19 protein-coding genes are annotated in these 18,401 nt (G+C 60.3%); 4 read left to right on the top strand and 15 right to left on the bottom strand.

Going from position 1 to position 18,401, the window contains the following annotated elements:
• Positions 1 to 33 precede the first annotated feature (33 nt).
• Complete coding sequence (locus ACA054_RS05615) at positions 34 to 654, top strand: energy transducer TonB (protein WP_497688535.1); 621 nt, start codon at positions 34 to 36, stop codon at positions 652 to 654.
• 3 nt (positions 655 to 657) lie between these two features.
• Here ACA054_RS05615 and ACA054_RS05610 read toward each other — a convergent pair whose 3' ends face one another.
• From ACA054_RS05610 to ppc, 7 genes are all read right to left on the bottom strand, one after another.
• Positions 658 to 1,353, bottom strand: coding sequence for an extensin-like domain-containing protein (locus ACA054_RS05610; protein WP_497688534.1), 696 nt, complete (start codon positions 1,351 to 1,353; stop codon positions 658 to 660).
• 2 nt (positions 1,354 to 1,355) lie between these two features.
• The gene (locus ACA054_RS05605; protein ID WP_497688533.1) at positions 1,356 to 2,177 is read right to left on the bottom strand and encodes an isocitrate lyase/PEP mutase family protein; all 822 of its coding nucleotides are present in this window, start codon (positions 2,175 to 2,177) and stop codon (positions 1,356 to 1,358) included.
• Positions 2,178 to 2,210: 33 nt separating this feature from the next.
• Positions 2,211 to 3,071: a DUF72 domain-containing protein gene (locus tag ACA054_RS05600; protein ID WP_497690249.1), complete on the bottom strand. Its 861-nt coding sequence runs from the start codon at positions 3,069 to 3,071 to the stop codon at positions 2,211 to 2,213.
• On the bottom strand, positions 3,068 to 3,373 hold the full coding sequence (locus ACA054_RS05595) for a hypothetical protein (protein WP_497688532.1): 306 nt from the start codon (positions 3,371 to 3,373) through the stop codon (positions 3,068 to 3,070). Before ACA054_RS05595 ends, ACA054_RS05600 begins: the two co-directional genes overlap by 4 nt.
• Before the next feature lie 232 nt (positions 3,374 to 3,605).
• Positions 3,606 to 4,280 carry a tRNA (adenosine(37)-N6)-threonylcarbamoyltransferase complex dimerization subunit type 1 TsaB gene (gene tsaB, locus ACA054_RS05590; protein ID WP_497688531.1) on the bottom strand — a complete coding sequence of 225 codons (675 nt, stop codon included), beginning with the start codon at positions 4,278 to 4,280 and terminating at the stop codon, positions 3,606 to 3,608.
• A gap of 87 nt (positions 4,281 to 4,367) precedes the next feature.
• Complete coding sequence (adk, locus tag ACA054_RS05585; RefSeq protein WP_497688530.1) at positions 4,368 to 5,015, bottom strand: adenylate kinase; 648 nt, start codon at positions 5,013 to 5,015, stop codon at positions 4,368 to 4,370.
• A 288-nt stretch (positions 5,016 to 5,303) separates the two neighbouring features.
• Complete coding sequence (gene ppc / locus ACA054_RS05580; protein ID WP_497688529.1) at positions 5,304 to 7,934, bottom strand: phosphoenolpyruvate carboxylase; 2,631 nt, start codon at positions 7,932 to 7,934, stop codon at positions 5,304 to 5,306.
• Positions 7,935 to 8,134: 200 nt separating this feature from the next.
• On the opposite strand from ppc, the gene ACA054_RS05575 reads away from it, so the two are divergent.
• The 3 genes from ACA054_RS05575 to lptF all read left to right on the top strand — a co-directional run bounded on the left by ACA054_RS05575 (position 8,135) and on the right by lptF (position 10,061).
• Positions 8,135 to 8,479, top strand: a complete 345-nt coding sequence (locus ACA054_RS05575; protein WP_497688528.1) for a pilin assembly protein — start codon at positions 8,135 to 8,137, stop codon at positions 8,477 to 8,479.
• A gap of 330 nt (positions 8,480 to 8,809) precedes the next feature.
• A complete protein-coding gene (locus ACA054_RS05570; RefSeq protein ID WP_497638170.1) occupies positions 8,810 to 9,217 on the top strand; it encodes a DUF4398 domain-containing protein in 408 nt (135 codons plus the stop codon).
• 46 nt (positions 9,218 to 9,263) lie between these two features.
• Positions 9,264 to 10,061, top strand: a complete 798-nt coding sequence (gene lptF / locus ACA054_RS05565; protein ID WP_497688527.1) for a lipotoxin F family OmpA-related lipoprotein LptF — start codon at positions 9,264 to 9,266, stop codon at positions 10,059 to 10,061.
• Positions 10,062 to 10,200: 139 nt separating this feature from the next.
• Here the strand turns inward: lptF and ACA054_RS05560 are convergent, their stop codons facing one another.
• From ACA054_RS05560 to ACA054_RS05525, 8 genes are all read right to left on the bottom strand, one after another.
• Positions 10,201 to 10,530, bottom strand: coding sequence for a PA3694 family proteiin (locus tag ACA054_RS05560; RefSeq protein WP_046816479.1), 330 nt, complete (start codon positions 10,528 to 10,530; stop codon positions 10,201 to 10,203).
• Complete coding sequence (locus ACA054_RS05555) at positions 10,527 to 11,441, bottom strand: alpha/beta hydrolase (RefSeq protein WP_497688526.1); 915 nt, start codon at positions 11,439 to 11,441, stop codon at positions 10,527 to 10,529. The genes ACA054_RS05560 and ACA054_RS05555 overlap by 4 nt, the downstream gene beginning before the upstream one ends.
• Before the next feature lie 147 nt (positions 11,442 to 11,588).
• Positions 11,589 to 12,866: a flavohemoglobin expression-modulating QEGLA motif protein gene (locus ACA054_RS05550; RefSeq protein WP_497688525.1), complete on the bottom strand. Its 1,278-nt coding sequence runs from the start codon at positions 12,864 to 12,866 to the stop codon at positions 11,589 to 11,591.
• Positions 12,867 to 12,899: 33 nt separating this feature from the next.
• On the bottom strand, positions 12,900 to 13,454 hold the full coding sequence (locus ACA054_RS05545; protein ID WP_497688524.1) for a hypothetical protein: 555 nt from the start codon (positions 13,452 to 13,454) through the stop codon (positions 12,900 to 12,902).
• 162 nt (positions 13,455 to 13,616) lie between these two features.
• Positions 13,617 to 14,333, bottom strand: coding sequence for a TetR/AcrR family transcriptional regulator (locus ACA054_RS05540; protein ID WP_497688523.1), 717 nt, complete (start codon positions 14,331 to 14,333; stop codon positions 13,617 to 13,619).
• A gap of 99 nt (positions 14,334 to 14,432) precedes the next feature.
• Complete coding sequence (gene lysS / locus ACA054_RS05535; protein WP_497688522.1) at positions 14,433 to 15,935, bottom strand: lysine--tRNA ligase; 1,503 nt, start codon at positions 15,933 to 15,935, stop codon at positions 14,433 to 14,435.
• 102 nt (positions 15,936 to 16,037) lie between these two features.
• Positions 16,038 to 17,133 (bottom strand): peptide chain release factor 2 gene (prfB, locus tag ACA054_RS05530; protein ID WP_104995687.1). Its coding sequence is split into 2 segments (ribosomal slippage): positions 16,038 to 17,060 and positions 17,062 to 17,133, totalling 1,095 coding nucleotides; the frame shifts between segments, so codons are not numbered across the junction.
• Between the two features lie 231 nt (positions 17,134 to 17,364).
• Positions 17,365 to 18,366: a diguanylate cyclase gene (locus ACA054_RS05525; protein ID WP_497688521.1), complete on the bottom strand. Its 1,002-nt coding sequence runs from the start codon at positions 18,364 to 18,366 to the stop codon at positions 17,365 to 17,367.
• Positions 18,367 to 18,401 lie beyond the last annotated feature (35 nt).

The following is an 18,401-nucleotide window of genomic DNA, read 5'->3' as shown; positions in this document are numbered from 1 at the left end:
CATTTTGCCAGAGCTGAGCGTCGACCGAGAGAAATGTCAGACATTCAACCCACAATCACAGGTTTTATCTCGCCCTACGGCGATTACAACCTGCGAAATACCCAGGCACTGAGCGGCGTCAGTCACATCTGGCAGGATTTCTTTGCCCGTGCACTCGCCGAACAGTCGGGTGAAGTGCTGCCGCAATCGCTGAATTTTCCACCGGTCGATCTGCAAAGCCCAGATGAACCCACCGTTGGCAGTGACCTGCTGGCGCACATCGTTTCCCAGCGCGAATGCGACGTGAAGGACAACGAAGTTCGCCCGCCCGAGCCGCTGTTCCTGCCGATTGCCGAGTTCGAAATGGACCTGGCCGACAAGCCATTCCCGCCGTTCCCCGCCGAAGAAATCGTTGCCCAGCAGCAACAGCAGGACTTCGACAGCGGTTGGGTGCGTCCGATCGTGCTTACCGCCGGTCAACCGCTGCCAGAAGCCGGTCCGGCGCCGCAACCGCGTCCGCTGCGTTTGCCGATCGCCGAGTTCGAACTCGACCTGCTGGACAAGCCGCTCCCGCCGTTCTCGCCTGAAGAATTGGTGGCGCAGCAGAAACAGCTCGATTTCGATAACCGCTGGGCGCGCCCGATCGTCCTGCAGAACCTGCGCCTGGCCGCATAAGCCTCAACGACAGACCCACCACGGCCCGACATCCACATGAAAGTGATTGCGATGGGCAGCGTTGTAATCCGGGCTCAACACCACGCTGAACAGGCCGCAGGCGCCATCGCGAACCTGCCTTAAAAATTTTGCGTCCTGGTTATCCTTCGGCCAATCCTTGAGCACGCTGATGGTCCGACCGTCAGCCAGTCGAAAACCGGCGATATCCAGTGCATTGGCCGACGCATGCTGGCTACGCCTGCCATTCTCGCGACTGTAGACATTGCGGCAGGCAAAGCTGCCGAGGTGATCGACCCGCGTGACCGCTTGCCCGTAGACCGCCTGCGCCGCAGGTTGCAGCGCGTGATGCTCGAACAGGGCAAATGACACCGCCAGTCGGCAGCTGGCGAGAAAACTACTGCTCAGGGCCACGTCGCTACCCTGAACACGCAGGGTATCGGTCAGCGGGCATTTGGCGTCCGGGCTGTCGGCTTGACGGACCACGCGCAATCCGGAGCTGCTCAAAGCCTGGTCGCACAGCTGCGGATCAGCGCGCAGTCGCATCAGTTTGTAGCGGGTCAGCAGGTTAGGTTGAGCTTTCACGTCCAGCGGCGCCCACGGATCCCACTGCGGCGGCAGGGAGATCCAGCCGCGCCACACACCCGCTCCTGCCGCTGCAATGATCAACAGCATCAGCAACAGCCACCCGCGAAACCGCATCGTCAGCCTTTGAACAATTGATTGGCCTGCGCGTAGGGCATGGACCGCGACGTGAAGCCGAACGTGCCCGCCGTCTTGATCTCTTCGGCGGCGCGGTAGAACTCGCCTAGCGCCGCCAGGGCCAGTGCCGAGCCGACACTGATGCGCTTGACGCCCATTTCACTCAACTGCTCGACCGTGAGCTTCAAGCCGCCGGACATCAACACGTTGACCGGTTTCGGCGCCACGGCGCGAACCACCGCCAATACCTCTTCAGCGCTGCGCAACCCTGGCGCGTACAACACGTCGGCACCGGCTTCGGCGAACGCCTGCAAGCGGCGGATCGTGTCGGCCAGATCCGGGTTGCCATGCAGATAGTTCTCGGCCCGGGCTGTCAGCGTAAACGCGAAAGGCAAGCTGCGGGCGGCAGCGACGGCGGCCTCAATGCGCGCCACGGCATGTTCGAAGCAATAAATCGGAGCGTCCGGACGGCACGTGAAGTCTTCGATCGAACCGCCGACGGCACCTGCGGCCGCGGCCGCTCGAATGCTTTGCGCGCATTCGGCGGGATCATCGGCAAATCCGTTTTCCAGATCGACCGCTACCGGCAGGTCGGTGGCGGCGACAATCGCCCGCACGTTGGCCAGGGTGTCGTCCAGCGTCAGGCCGCCATCGGGGCGTCCTTGGGAAAAAGCGTAACCGGCACTGGTGGTCGCCAGCGCCTCGAACCCCAGGCTGGCGAGCATTTTTGCCGAACCGGCATCCCACGGATTGGGAATCACAAAGGCCCCATCGCGTTCGTGCAAGGCTCTGAACGCTTGGGCTCGAAGGGTTTGCGCATCCATTGGCAGGCTCCTGAGAAGGGAAACGAGTCCGCTTCAGAGCAAGCCAAGTTGCTCGGCCACGGGCTCTCTGTATAGCTCAGGCAGCGCCGGCAAGCCAGGCAGTCGCAGCATCAGGCGCGCGTGAAAACGTTGTGCCAGTTTTGCCGCGAGCACATTGTCGGCGGTGTGCAGGAAGATGTAGGGCGTACGGCCCTCTTCGATCCACAGGGCGATTTTCTCCACCCACGGCAACAGAAACGGTTCGTTGGCCTCAAGCTGCGGATGACCGATGAAACGCACCTGCGGGAACTGCGTGAACGCTGCCGGGCGCGGTGGCACTCGGGGTTTCTTCGATTGGGCGTGAAGCACCGAGGGCTCGGTCGAGGTACAGCTGAATAACGCACGGGGATCGAGACAAATGCGCTCGACACCACGATCGAGCAACAGGCGATTGAGCATCCGCTCGCTTTCGCCCTTGGCAAAGAAGTCGTCATGCCGCACTTCCACCGCCAATGGGCGCTGCAGCGCGTCGATGAATCCGGCCAGCTCGGGCAGCCGTTGCGGCGTAAAGCCTTTGGATAATTGCAGCCACAACGGCGACACCCGGTCGCCCAGCGGGCTGAGCAATCGGGTGAAGGTTTCGGCGGCGATCAGTTGTTCGCGCAGGTCACCGCCGTGGCTGATCTCGCGGGGAAACTTCGCGGTGAATCGAAAGTGTCCGGGCATGACCTCGGCCCAGCGTTGCACGGTGCTGGCAGCTGGACTGGCGTAGAAGGTCGTGTTGCCTTCGACGGCATTGAACACTTGCGCATAGAGATTCAGAAAGTCGGCGGGCTTGGCCGCTGGCGGGTACAGGTAATCACGCCAGGCGTTTTCGCTCCAGGACGGGCAACCGAGGTTGTAAGGCAACATCAGATGTACAGGTCGAGGCCCAGCACTTGCGCATCCCAATCGACGAAACTGGCGGTGCTCAGGTAACTGGCCAGTGCCAGTGACACGCTTTTGCTCATCGCGCGGTGATAAAGCATGTCCTGCTGACGGGCGGGGAGATTGCTCAGCTTCTGCGCAGCGGTTTTGGCGGCACGGGCAGCCAGTTGCTCCTCGGTCGCTAATTCCAGCTCGCCTTCGATATCGACGGACTCGTCTTCTACCCGCTGGCCTTTGTGAGGCTTGCGTTTGATGGGGTATGACTGAGAGGAAACGCCGTCTATACGCATAGGTGCATGCTCGGTATCAGTAATGGCAGTCTAGTGGCACATAACCCACTTCGCAAACTGCCGAGTGATAACTAGAACACATAAAGGGCAAAAGGTTTAAAACCAGGGTTACAAACTGACGATTGGCTGTGTTCTTGAAACCTCCTTCGCGAGCAGGCTCGCTCCCACAGGGATTGGCGTAAATCCTGTGGGAGCGAGCCTGCTCGCGAAGGGGACAACTCGGTGTAGCGAATTAACGCGCCTTGGGCGTCGCCACTTTATCGCGCAGATAAACCGGCTGCGCCTCATCCGCTACAATCGCCTCGCCACGCGCCCAGGCAAACCGCGCCAGGGTCAGCAGGTCTTCGGCGTGGGGCAGCATGCCCGCGTCCTGGCCACTCAGGTCGACGGCGATACGCTCGGCATACCCCCAGCCGGTGCCTGCGCCGAACCATTGGCCACTGGCATCGGCCGGCAATGCAGCGACTTCCGGTGGCAATACCGCTTCAGCGCCGACCAGGCGCATCTCCCCTGCCGTTTCGCGGTAGCAGCCCCAATACACCTCGTCCATCCGCGCATCGATGGCCGCCGCGACCTGGCTGGCACCGTGTTCGCGATAGGCGCGTTGTGCCAGCACTGCCAGGTTCGACACCGGCAATACCGGGCGTTCGAGGGCAAATGCCAAGCCTTGCACCACACCGATGGCAATGCGCACGCCGGTGAACGCACCCGGCCCGCGACCGAAAGCGATGGCGTCGACCGCTTGCAGGGTGGTGCCGGCATCGGCGAGCAGCTGCTGGATCATCGGCAACAGCTTCTGTGCATGCAGGCGCGGAATCACCTCGTAATGGCTCGTCACTTTGCCGTCATGCAGCAAGGCAACAGAGCAAGCTTCAGTCGCGGTGTCCAGGGCCAGCAAGGTGCTCATCGATGTTTCCACAAGAGAGATCAGAAAAAAGTCCGTCAGTATAAACAACTACGGCCCGCAAGCGGGCCGTAGAAGATCAAGCTGTTTTCAGCTCAGGGCCGCAAGCACCTTGGCGGTGATCGCTTCAACCGAACCGACACCTTCGATGTGGCTGCACTTCGGCTTGCCATTGGCAGCAGACAGCTTCTGGTAGAAGGCCACCAGCGGTTTGGTCTGCGAATGGTAGACCGACAGGCGATGACGCACGGTTTCTTCGGTGTCGTCCTTGCGCTGCACCAGCTCTTCCCCGGTGATGTCGTCCTTGCCAGCGATTTTCGGCGGGTTGTAGACGATGTGGTAAACACGACCGCTGGCCTCGTGAACACGGCGACCGGCGATACGCTGGACGATTTCTTCGTCTTCAACGGCGATTTCAACCACCGCATCCAGCTCGACACCGGCAGTCACCAGGGCTTCAGCCTGTGGAATGGTGCGCGGGAAACCGTCGAACAGGAAACCGTTGGCGCAGTCGGGCTGGGCGATACGGTCCTTGACCAGGGCGATGATCAAGTCATCGGACACCAGGCCACCCGCATCCATGATGCTCTTGGCCTTGATGCCCAGCTCGGTGCCGGCCTTGACCGCGGCACGCAGCATGTCGCCAGTGGAGATTTGCGGAATGCCGAATTTTTCGGTGATGAACTGAGCCTGAGTACCTTTACCGGCCCCGGGAGCTCCCAGCAGAATGACGCGCATCGATGTGCTCCTCAATTTTTATATGGATAACGTCAGATTCGCCTCGTGGGGCCAATCTCAAAAATAGGGTCGTGACCGCCCAAACGGCCAAAGGCTGATCAAGATACACAGCAGGCTGCGCCCACACAAGCCGCCAAAAGTCGGAGAAACCGCTGCCTGTCGTGACCTTTCAACTCGGTTCCCCAAGTCGCAACCCCAACATTAACTGTCGCCTGGCAGCACATTTACAGCCGCCATTGAACCGCATCCGGCGCCTGCGCCGGATGCCCAAAAGCACGGCAAAAATCCTCAGCCGGTGTTGCGCAAACCGGCGGCAATCCCCGCTACAGACACCAGCAACGCCTGTTCTACCGGGCTGTCCTGTGCCACATCCGGTTGCCGCGATCGTGCCAGCAACTCGGCCTGCAATAGATGAAGCGGGTCGAGGTAAGTGTTGCGCAAACGAATGAATTCAAGTGTGGCTGGGCTATGTGCCAGCAGCTGGGACTGACCGGTCAGCCCGAGAACGATGGCGCATGCCTGCGACAATAGGTCGCGTAAATGCGCACCCAAAGGTAGCAAGTCCGGTTCGACCAGACGCTCATCGTAAGAGCGAGCAATATCCGCGTCAGCCTTGGCCAGGACCATCTCCAGCATGTCGATGCGGGTGCGGAAGAACGGCCATTGCTCGCGCATCTGCTGCAGCAGTTCGCCTTCACCGCGCTCCAACGCCTTGCTCAAAGCCGCTTCCCAGCCCAGCCAGGCCGGCAGCATCAGCCGTGTCTGGGTCCAGCCGAAGATCCACGGGATGGCCCGCAGGCTTTCGATTCCGCCGGCACGGCGCTTGGCCGGACGACTGCCCAGCGGCAGGCGCCCAAGTTCCTGTTCCGGGGTGGACTGGCGGAAATATTCCACGAATTGCGGATTTTCCCGCACCACGGCGCGATAGGCGCTGACACCGTCGGCGGCCAGTTCGTCCATCAAGTGGCGCCACTCAGGCGTTGGCGGTGGCGGCGGCAGCAAGGTCGCCTCGAGTACCGCGGCCAGATACAGATTGAGGTTTTGCTCGGCGATGTCCGGCAGGCCGAATTTGAAACGAATCATTTCTCCCTGCTCGGTGGTGCGGAAACGTCCGGCGACCGAACCCGGTGGCTGCGACAGAATCGCCGCGTGGGCGGGGCCGCCGCCACGCCCCACGGTGCCACCGCGACCATGGAACAACAGCAGTTCCACTTGTTGCTCGCGGCAGATATCCACCAACTGCTCCTGCGCCCGGTACTGTGCCCAGGCGGCCGCCGTGGTCCCGGCGTCCTTGGCCGAGTCGGAATAGCCGATCATCACCTCCTGCGGGCCTTGCAGGCGCGAGCGATAGCCCGGCAGCAGCAACAGTTTCTCCATCACCGGCCCGGCGTTGTCGAGGTCGGCGAGGGTTTCGAACAGCGGCACCACGCGCATCGGCCGCAATACCCCGGACTCCTTGAGCAACAGCTGCACGGCCAGCACATCGGACGCGGCACCGGCCATGGAGATCACGTAAGAGCCCAGCGACGCCCCTGGCGCCGCGGCGATTTCCCGGCAGGTCGCCAGCACTTCGGCGGTGTCGGCCGAGGGCTTGTAGTGCGCCGGCAGCAATGGCCGACGGTTATTCTGTTCGCGCGTCAGGAAGGCAATGCGCTCTTCTTCGCTCCAGTCTTCATAGCGACCCAGGCCGAGGTAATCGGTGATTTCGGTCATGGCCGCGGTATGGCGCGACGAGTCCTGACGCACATCGAGGCGCACCAGGAACAGGCCGAACGTCACGGCCCGGCGCAGGCAATCGAGCAACGGACCGTCGGCGATCACGCCCATGCCGCACTCATGCAGGGAGTGGTAGCACAGCTCCAGCGGGTCGAGCAGTTCGCGGTTGTTTTGCAATACGTCGGCCGATGCAGGTGTCGGCGTCGACAACGCGCTGTGCGCCCAGTTTCTCGTCGCGCGCAGTCGTTCGCGCAGTTGCTTGAGCACCGCGCGATAGGGTTCGGCGCTGTCGCCAGCCTTGGCTTTCAACGCTTCACTGGCCTTCTGCATCGACAATTCGGCAGCCAGATGATCGACATCGCGCAGGTACAAATCGGCCGCCATCCAGCGCGCCAGCAGCAGCACTTCACGGGTCACCGCCGCCGTCACGTTCGGGTTGCCGTCGCGGTCGCCGCCCATCCACGAGGCAAAACGAATCGGTGCTGCCTGCAGTGGCAAGCGCAGACCGGTGGCAGCGTGCAGGGCCTGGTCGGCCTTGCGCAGGTAATTGGGGATCGCTTGCCACAGCGAATGTTCGATCACCGCGAAACCCCATTTGGCTTCGTCGACCGGCGTCGGGCGCGTGCGGCGGATTTCTTCGGTGTGCCAGGCCTCGGCGATCAGGCGCTGCAACGTCGACTTGATCTGCTCGCGCTCGGCGCCGGTCAGGTCGCGGTGGTCCTGGGCCGCCAGTTGCGCGGCGATGGCGTCGTATTTCTGGATCAGTGTGCGGCGCGCGACTTCGGTCGGGTGCGCCGTCAACACCAGCTCGATTTCCAGCCGCCCCAGTTGGCGGGCCAGAGACTCGGCGCCATGACCTTCGGCGCGCAGGCGGGCGAGCAACTCTGGCAGCACCCGCGCCTCGAATGGCGCGGCCTGGGATTCTTCGCGTCGGTGAATCAATTGGTACTGCTCGGCGATGTTGGCCAGGTTGAGAAACTGGTTGAACGCCCGCGCCACCGGCAGCAGTTCGTCCTCCGTCAACTGGTTAAGGCTGGCGCTGAGCTCGGCGTCCATGGAACCGCGACGGTCAGCCTTGGCGCCTTTGCGGATCTGCTCGATCTTGTCGAGAAAGCCGTCCCCGTACTGTTCACGAATGGTGTTGCCCAACAACTCACCGAGCAGGTGAACGTCTTCGCGCAAGCGTGCATCAATATCGGTCATCAACAGTTCTCCAGCGAAAAATCCGGTCGACCAGGAACCTTAAGAGTGCCGCTCCAGACCGGTTCTTACAAGCAAGACGACGAAGGGACTTTAAACCTTTGTCGTTGAGGCTAGTCTCAACAGTAAGCCGTACAACGGCTGTCGCCGGCGACTGCCGGACATTCCCCGCCTGCCAGGAGCAGGAGCGCAATGAGGTCATTATGAAAATCCGCGAGCTTGCCAACCACTGGGAAGAAAACGCCAAAGGTCGCCTGACCGACACAGGCTATTCGATTCACCTGGATGTGGAGGCTGCCGCACGGCTTGCGGCAATTATCGAGATGTACCCCAAGCGGCATCCCGAAGAACTGCTGGGCGAACTGATCGGTGCCGCCCTGGAAGAACTGGAAAAAAGCTTTCCCTATGTGAAAGGTTCGACCGTAGTGGCCACTGACGAAGAAGGCGATCCGCTGTACGAAGACATCGGCCCTACCCCACGTTTTCTCGCCTTGTCCCGTCGTCATTTGCACGACTTGTCGGCGGCTGACGACAAGCAGAAACACTGATTTATCCTTTGATCCCCTGTGGGAGCGAGCCGGCTCCGGGCGGCGTTCCGACGATGGTCGTCAACGATAACGCGTGCTGTCTGAATCAACGCGGTGTATCGAAGCCCATCGCGAGCAGGCTCGCTCCCACAATGTTCAATCCCTCGCTCTAGAGCCCTGCCCACTGCGCCGAAGTTTTTTCGGTAGCAGGCTAATTTCTCTGAACTTTCAAAAAACCCCTCGGGTCAACCCAGTAACCACGCCTGGGACGGCCGTTTCAAAACATCATGTGAAATACGGTTTCGGCTCTTTGCCCAGGATGGATGTTCACGTTGCTCAGGAGCTAGCCCAATGGAGTTGAAAACGATGAAAACCCGAACTGGCAAATCCTCATACTTGCACGGCCTGAAAATGACAGCCCTGGCCATCGGCACCGGCCTGGTGCTGGCCGGTTGCGCCGGCAACCCACCTACCGAGCAATTCGCCGTCACCGAGTCAGCGGTCAACAACGCTGTCAGCGCGGGTGGTACCGAATTCGCCGCGGTGGAAATGAAGTCGGCACAGGACAAACTCAAGCAAGCCGAAATTGCCATGCACGACAAAAAGTACGATCAAGCCAAGACCCTGGCCGAACAGGCTGAGTGGGACGCTCGCGTCGCCGAGCGCAAAGCCCAGGCGATGAAAGCCGAACAGTCTGTGAAGGACTCTCAGAAAGGGGTTCAGGAACTGCGTCAGGAAAGCCAGCGCACCGTTCAGTAACGGCGCGGCACGACGTATTTCTTACTCGATTAAAAGGACGAAAACCATGAATTCAAAACAGCTGATGATCCCTGCCCTGCTGGCCGCCAGCGTTGCTTTGGCCGCATGCTCCACGCCACCAAACGCCAACCTGGAACAGGCCCGCACCAATTATTCCGGCCTGCAAGCCAACCCGCAGGCGAGCAAAGTCGCGGCGCTGGAAACCAAGGAAGCCAGCGATTACCTGGACAAGGCCGACAAGGCCTACCTGGACAAGGAAGACCAGGCCAAGGTCGACCAATTGGCCTATCTGACCAACCAGCGTGTCGAAGTGGCAAAACAAACTATCGCCCTGCGAAACGCCGAAGCCAACCTGAAAAACGCTTCTGCACAACGGGCCCAGGCACGTCTGGATGCTCGTGATCAGCAGATCAAACAGTTGCAGGACAGCCTAAACGCCAGGCAGACCGATCGCGGCACGCTGGTGACCTTCGGTGATGTACTGTTCGCCACCGATAAGGCCGAGCTGAAATCCAACGGTCTGATGAACATCAACAAACTGGCGCAGTACCTCCAGGAAAACCCCGACCGTAAAGTGATTGTCGAGGGTTACACCGACAGCACCGGTACCGCCTCGCACAACCAGTCGCTGTCGGAACGCCGCGCGACTTCCGTGCGCATGGCACTGGTGAAAATGGGCGTCGATCCGACACGCATCGTCGCCCAGGGTTACGGCAAGGAGTATCCGGTGGCGGATAACACCAGCACGTCGGGCCGGGCACAGAATCGTCGGGTGGAAGTGACGATTTCCAATGACAACCAGCCGGTGATTCCGCGTTCGGCAGTGAGTGCCAACACGCAATAATCGACGACAATGCAAAACCAATGTGGGAGCGAGCCTGCTCGCGAAAGCGGTGGATCAGTCAACATAAATGTTGAATGAAAAATCGTATTCGCGAGCAGGCTCGCTCCCACAGTTGATTGATGTCGCAAAGGGATTTTGATTATTGTTCAAGCTTCTGCGGCGTTTCCTGCCCCATGCAACGCACGGCCTTTTTCTTGTTGTTGATCAGCACGCCCGTCAGGCCTTTCTGCTCGGTATCAAACAGCACCAGCACGCCATCGATGCACTGAGCAACTTGCGCGGCCGGTTCCAGGGAGACTTTGTAGTCCTCACCCGGCACCGTCTTGAGCATGGTGAATTCGTTGAGCAGCAACGCATCCTCTGGCTTGGCGAAGTGCAGGTAGCCGTACCACCACAGGGCTGCGACGGTGCCGAGGATGCTGCAGATACCGGTGATGATCAGCGGGATGGCGTTACGTTCTTCACTCATTGCGGGCTCTCTGGTGGTTCATCTTCAGAATGTTCGGGTGCCGGGTAATTGGGGATTTCACCCAGGCGGCGCAGGCCGTTGAAATGCTGTGGGTCATCGAGATAACGCAGCATGACTTTGCGCCAGACCGGGTCGGCGAATGTCTGCACGTGACCGCCACGGGTCAGTTGCAGCACTCTCGGCGGCGGCGCAGCTTGATACAGACGGATGCCGTTGGAAAGAGGCACGATCGGATCGTCGATGCTGTGGTAGATCAGTTTCGGCACGCCATCGAGCTGCGCCATGGAATTGATCGCACTGTCGCCATCGGGCACCAGCCAGGACAGCGGCACCTGGAACGTCCAGAACACCCATGAATTGCTCAGCGCATAGCGGCCGACACTGCGGTAACTGGCGGGCACACCATCGAGCACCAACGCCTTGAGCTGTTTCTGCCGCTCGGGGTGTTGCACGAGGTAGTGAACCGCCATCGACCCACCGAGGCTCTGGCCCAGCAGGATCAACGGCTTGCCCTTGACCTCGGGGGCCTGGTCGAGCCATTTGAACGCGGTGTCGATGTCCTGGTAGATCGCTGGCAGACTCGGCTCGCCCTCGGACAAGCCGTAGCCGCGATAATCCACCAGCAGCACCTGGTAACCCTCTTTGGGCAACCACCAGCTCCCGCCCAGGTGCATGGGCAGATTGCCGCCGTTGCCGTGCAGGTGCAGTACGGTGCCCTTGACCTCGACGCCCTGCTTCGCCGGAAGCCACCAGGCGTTCAGCTTGAGGCCGTCGGCGGTGACCAGGGTGACGTCGCGGTATTCGAGTTTGGCTTTTTCCGGGGTGAACAGCTGACCGGGTTCAGGGTAGAACAGCAGCGAGCTGCAGCCGTTCAGAGTCAGGAGAAGGTAGAGGATGCCGAGGATTCTCATCCGTTGAAACCTCGCAATAGTGGAGTGGAATACACAACCCTGTGGGAGCGAGCTTGCTCGCGATAGCGTCGGGTCAGCCAACATTTTCGTCGACTGACACTCCGCTATCGCGAGCAAGCTCGCTCCCACAGGGAGATTTCTCCAGCCTTAGAGGATATTGGAGTAATCCGCCTCGATCCGGTCCAGGCTCAGGTGGTTGAGGAAGTTGGAGAAACACATCCACGCCGACAACGCGTTCATGTCGCGAAATTGTTCCGGCAGGTACTTGGGCGGCACCACCAGCCCTTCGTCCACCAACAGGCGCAAGGTGCGCATGTCTTCCAGGGTGGTCTTGCCACAGAACAGCAGCGGTATCTGCTCCAGCTTGCCTTTGCGCACCGCCAACTGAATGTAGTTGTAAATCATGATGAAGCCCTTGAGGTAGGACAAGTCTTTGGTAAATGGCAGACCTGTCGGCACCGAGCCACGGAAAACGCGACTGGTGTTGCTGTAACTCTCGGGCATCTCGAAGCCTTGCTCGCGGAAGAACTCGAACACTTGGAGGAAGTCGGCGCCCTCTTCGACCATGTGAATGGCGCGGGTGCGGTTGGTCAGTTTGCGCAGGCGACTTGGGTAGGAGGCGAAGGTGATGATTTCCATCAGGATCGCCAGGCCTTCCTGGGTCACCGTCGACGAGGGCGGGCCCTTGGACAGGAAGGTGCAGATCGGCTGGTTCAGACCATTGAGGGTGGTGCCTACGTGCACCAGGCCTTCATGGACTTCCAGGGCGCGCACATCACGCTCGTTGAACATCGCATCGCTACGGATCTTGATGTAGTCGGCACCGGCCGCCGCATCGGCAACGATCCCGTCGGACTCGAATACTCGAATGGTTTCCTCGGCCTCGCCAAACACTTTGCTCAACCGGTGCTGTAGCATGCCCACGGCCTCTTTGGCGGTGAGGGTTTTCGGTTCGTCCTTGAGGTCACCACGGCCGTCGATGTTGTTGAGGTAATCGGAGAGCATCAGGCCCAGGTCGGACAAGGTCGGGTCGCCAGCGTGAAACGCGTCGGACGCAGCCCCATACAACTCCTGGGAAATCAGGCCGAAATCCTCGGTGCCGCGCGCTTCGAGCATGCGCACCACCATCCGGTATTCCTTGCACATGCGGCGCATGATCTGCCCGACCGGGTTGAACTGGCCAAGCTGGCGGGTGATGTCGCGCTCGATGTTCTGGAATTCCAGCTTCACCTTGCTGGAATCGAAGGCCAGCGGACGGTTGAGGTAGTAGTCACGGTCCACCGCCGGCATTTCCTTGCCCTTGGCCTTGAGGAAACCCTTGCGGATATTGTCGTCCCATTTCACCGCATCGAGGACGCGAATCGGCGTCTGCGCCAGCACAATGCGATCGGACAAAATGCGTATCGACTGCTGGTAATCGTCCACCCGAAACTCCTGTAGAAATCTTCTGTGCTGCGGTTACTTGGTTTTGGCCTGGCGCTGATAACGCACCACTTCGACGAACACATCGGAGTTGGCCGGGTCGTCGAGGTAGGCGGACACCTGGTCCATGTGGCTGTTGATCAATACGCCATCGCCGTCGTCGGTCTGAATGCCTTCGCCGCTCAAGACTTTTTGCTTGAGCGCCTGGTTGATCTGTTCGAGGTCGAGGTTGTAGACCACCAGTTCGTGCTTGTCGGTGATTTCGAAGCCGGCAATGGTGAAATGCCCGCCGAGTTGAGCCGGCACTTTCGCCGATAGATACCAGCGGCTACCGTGGTGTGACACGGTGAAGGGGTAGGCTTCGCGCTCCTTGGGCCTGGCCTTGAAGTAGCTCACAGCCTGATAGCGATTGTCGCCGATGCGCGTCAGCTCCAGGTTCAGCGGCTCGCCCCAGGCGTTGGTGCTGGTCCATTTGCCGAGCAACCCTTTGGGCGCGGGCTCGCTTTCGGGCAGCGGCCCCTTGAAGGTCACCAGGCAGCCACTGAGCAGCAGGAACGACAAGGCGATCACCACGACACGCCAGGCTTTCATTCAACACTCCCTATGAACACACCTCGCCCAAAGTGATCACCGGCCACTGTGGGAGCGAGCCTGCTCGCGAAGGCGGAGTGTCAGGCAACAAAGATGTTGAATGTCAGACCGTATTCGCGAGCAGGCTCGCTCCCACAGGGGCTAAGCGTTCACCCCAAGGGATTAAACCGAAGCAAGCACCAAATGCATATAACGCGTAAGTATGCCCAGCATTTCCTCTTCAGCGCCCGGCTCGGCGTCGTTGAGCAGGCCCTGATATTCCATCCGTCCGATTATCGCCGTCAACACTTTGGCATCCTGTTGTGGCTCGCGAGAGCCCAGCACCTGGAAAAGCTGGCAGGAGCCCTGCAACAGAATTTGCTGATGGGAGCGCACCAACTCGGCCAGACGCGGGTTCAACAACGCCTCCTGACGGAACGCCTGCTCGGCCATCAGGTGCTCACGACGGGTGACCAGTTGCCGATGAACATACTCTGTCATCAACCGCGCAATGTCGTCCGCCAGTTTTGAACGAGCCTGCGGGCTGCCGTCGCCACTGGCGATCATGTCGCGCAGCAGGCCCTCGTTGTTCACCCACAACTTGGCCATGTAGGCCGCGCTGCGTTCTACGTATTGGGCGAAGGTATCGGTGAGCAGGTCATCGATATCTTTGAAGTAGTAAGTGGTCGCCGATAATGGCACTTCAGCCTCAGCGGCCACAGCACGGTGCCGCACGCCCCGTACGCCATCCCGCACGACGATGCGCATCGCGGCATCGAGAATGTCCTGTCGACGCTGCTCACTGCCCTGCCGGCTGGCCTTGCGGCCCTGGTACTGAACACTTTCAGCGACCGCAGTGGCGATACCCGCTGCACCTTCTTGAGCCATTGCACGATTCACGACAGGTCTTTCCTCTCAGATGAAAGTAACAAGTTGATACGTTTGTACCAGACAGGCAATAAAAAGCCGCCTGAAGAGGCGGCTTTTTAATTGAAACACTTACGCTTGCGGCCGCATGTGCGGGAACAGGATCACGTCACGGATCGACGGTGAGTTGGTCAGCAGCATCACCAGACGGTCGATGCCGATGCCTTCACCCGCCGTCGGCGGCATGCCGTACTCCAGCGCGCGAACGAAGTCGGCGTCGTAGTGCATGGCTTCGTCGTCACCGGCGTCCTTGTCGGCCACCTGGGCCATGAAGCGCTCGGCCTGGTCTTCCGCGTCGTTCAACTCGGAGTAGGCGTTGGCGATTTCACGACCACCGATGAACAGCTCGAAGCGGTCGGTGACGTTCGGGTTCTCGTCGTTGCGACGCGCCAGCGGCGACACTTCGAACGGGTACTGGGTGATGAAGTGCGGCTGCTCCAGCTTGTGCTCGACCAGCTCTTCGAAAATCATCACTTGCAGCTTGCCCAGGCCTTCGAAGCCCAGCACCTTGGCGCCGGCCTTCTTGGCGATGGCGCGAGCCCTGTCGATGTCGTTCAGGTCGTCAGCGGTCAGCTCAGGGTTGTACTTGAGGATCGAGTCGAACACCGACAGACGCACGAACGGCTCGCCGAAGTGGAACACCTTGTCGCCGTACGGCACGTCGGTGCTGCCCAGGACCAGCTGCGCCAGTTCACGGAACAGTTCTTCGGTCAGGTCCATGTTGTCTTCGTAGTCGGCGTAGGCCTGGTAGAACTCCAACATGGTGAATTCAGGGTTGTGACGAGTCGAAACGCCTTCGTTACGGAAGTTGCGGTTGATCTCAAACACTTTTTCAAACCCACCAACAACAAGCCGCTTGAGGTACAGCTCAGGCGCGATACGCAGGAACATTTCCATGTCCAGCGCGTTGTGGTGGGTTTCGAACGGCTTGGCTGCCGCGCCACCTGGAATGGTCTGCAGCATCGGCGTTTCCACTTCCAGGAAGTCACGCTTCATCAGGAAGCTGCGGATGTGCGCGATGACTTGCGAACGCACGCGGAACGTCTGGCGCACATCTTCGTTGACGATCAGGTCAACGTAACGCTGACGATAGCGCTGCTCGGTGTCGGTCAGGCCGTGGTGCTTGTCCGGCAGCGGACGCAGGGATTTGGTCAGCAGGCGCACGTGGGTCATTTCTACGTACAGGTCGCCTTTGCCGGAACGGGCCAGGGTGCCTTCGGCGGCAATAATGTCGCCCATGTCCCAGGTTTTCACCGCGGCCAGGGTGTCTTCGGACAGGGTCTTGCGGTTGACGTAGACCTGGATGCGCCCGGTCATGTCCTGAATCACCATGAACGAGCCACGGTTGAGCATGATGCGACCGGCAACCTTGACCGGGATTGCAGCCTCTGCCAGCTCTTCCTTGGTCTTGTCCGCGTACTGTTTCTGCAAGTCTTCGCAGTAGTTTTCGCGGCGGAAGTCGTTGGGGAAGGCATTGCCCTTGGCGCGCTCGGCAGCAAGCTTTTCCTTGCGCAGGGCGATCAGGGAGTTTTCTTCCTGTTGCAGGGCTTGCGGGTCGAGTTCTAGGTCGCTCATGTCTTTAAATATTCCATCTGGTTCGTTGCCCCCGGCCTGCGGCCGGGGATCGCCGGTAAGCCGGCTCCTACAGGGATCGAGACCGATCCCGTATTGCATGTCTTACAGGCCTGATTTCAGGCTCGCTTCCAGGTATTCGTCGATATCACCGTCGAGCACCTTGTCGCAGTCGCTGCGTTCGATGTTGGTCCGCAGATCCTTGATCCGCGACGCATCGAGCACATAAGAACGGATCTGGTGACCCCAGCCGATGTCCGACTTGGTGTCTTCCAGCGCCTGGGACGCGGCGTTGCGCTTCTGCATTTCCTGCTCGTACAACTTGGCCCGCAGCATTTTCATGGCGGTGTCCTTGTTGGCGTGCTGGGAACGTTCGTTCTGGCAGCTGACCACGGTGTTGGTCGGTACGTGGGTGATACGTACGGCCGAGTCGGTGGTGTTTACGTGCTGACCACCGGCACCGGAGGAACGATAGGTGTCGATCCGCAGGTCGGCCGGGTTGATCTCGATTTCCACCTTGTCATCGATCTCGGGAGAAACGAATACCGCAGAGAAAGATGTATGGCGACGGTTGCCGGAGTCGAACGGGCTCTTGCGTACCAGGCGGTGTACGCCGATCTCGGTACGCAGCCAGCCAAAGGCGTATTCACCCTTGATGTGCACGGTCGCGCCCTTGATGCCGGCGACTTCACCGGCCGACAGTTCCATGATGGTGGCGTCGAAGCCGCGTTTGTCAGCCCAGCGCAGGTACATGCGCAGCAGGATGTTGGCCCAGTCCTGGGCCTCGGTGCCACCGGAACCTGCCTGGATGTCCAGGTAAGCGTTGTTCGGGTCCATTTCATGGCTGAACATGCGGCGGAATTCAAGCTTGGCGAGGTTTTCCTCAAGACGGGCCAGCTCGGCGACGACATCGCCCACTGCGCCTTCGTCGTTTTCTTCGACGGCCATGTCCAGCAGGTCGCGGCAATCGGCCAGACCGGCGTTCAGTTCGTCGAGGGTATCGACGATCTGCGCCAGCGCAGCGCGCTCGCGGCCCAGTTCCTGGGCGTATTCAGGTTTGTTCCAGACACTCGGATCTTCAAGCTCGCGATTGACCTCGGTCAGACGCTCATGCTTTTGATCGTAGTCAAAGATACCCCCGAATAGTTTCGGAGCGCTCGGACAGGTCCTTGATGGTGTTAAGGATCGGGTTGATTTCCATGGCGGGCAGCACTCGTTGGCGAACTTTTGAAAGCCGGCGAGTATAACGGCAAACGGCCGGAAACGGCAGTCCGCTTGGCTGAAAAGCCGGGGTTCACCTACGACCTTTGCAACGATGGAGATCAGATGTGGTGAGGGGATTCATCCCCGTTGGACTGCGTAGCAGTCCCATTTTGGGGGCCACTTCGCAGCCCAGCGGGGATAAATCCCCTCGCCACAGGATTTGCGTCGGTCAGTCTATGCCCACCTGATTGCGCCCATTGTTCTTCGCCAGGTACAGCCCCTTGTCCGCCGCCGAGATCAATTCGCGGCAATTGCTGCCTGCTGTCGGGGTGATGGTCGACAGGCCGATGCTGATGGTCAGGCTCGATCCTTCGGTCGGGGCAATATGCGGGATCTTCAGCGCCGCCACGGTCATGCGCAGTTTTTCCGCCACCAGCCGCGCCCCGCCGAGCGAGGTGTTGGGCAGCACCAGGGCGAATTCTTCGCCGCCGTAGCGGGCCGGCAGGTCGGCAGGCCGGGCGCTGGCGTCGCGGATCGCTGCGGCGACCTGGCGCAGGGCTTCGTCGCCTTCCAGGTGGCCGAAGGTGTCGTTGTAGGTCTTGAAGTAATCGACGTCGATCATCAGCAACGACAATTGGCTCTGCTCACGCAGCGAGCGGCGCCATTCAAGCTCCAGGTATTCATCGAAATGCCGACGATTCGACAGCCCGGTCAGGCCGTCGGAGTTCATCAGCCGTTGCAGCACCAGGTTGGTGTCGAGCAACTGCTGCTGGCTGACTCGCAAGGCGCGGTACGCCGCATCACGCTGCAGCAACGTCATGTAGGAGCGCGAGTGATAGCGAATACGCGCGACCAGCTCGATGTTGTCCGGCAGCTTGACCAGGTAATCATTGGCCCCGGCCGCGAACGCCGCGCTCTTGATCAGCGGGTCTTCCTTGGTCGACAGGACGATGATCGGAATGTCCTTGGTCGCCGGGTGGTTGCGGTATTCGCGCACCAGGCTCAGACCGTCCAGGCCCGGCATGACCAGGTCCTGCAGGATCACCGTCGGCTTGATGCGCACGGCATGCGCAATGGCCTGGTGCGGGTCGGCGCAAAAGTGGAAGTCGATGTTTTCTTCGTTCGACAAACCGCGTCGTACTGCCTCGCCGATCATGGCCTGATCGTCCACCAACAGCACCATGGCGGCGTTTTCGTCAGTCTTGAAGTCGTCGAGCTGTAAATCATTCATGTGCGTTCACCTGAATACTGCTTGGGCCAGGATTG

The organism is Pseudomonas sp. LBUM1653 (assembly GCF_059716115.1).
This window is presented reverse-complemented; position numbering and strand designations above follow the sequence as displayed.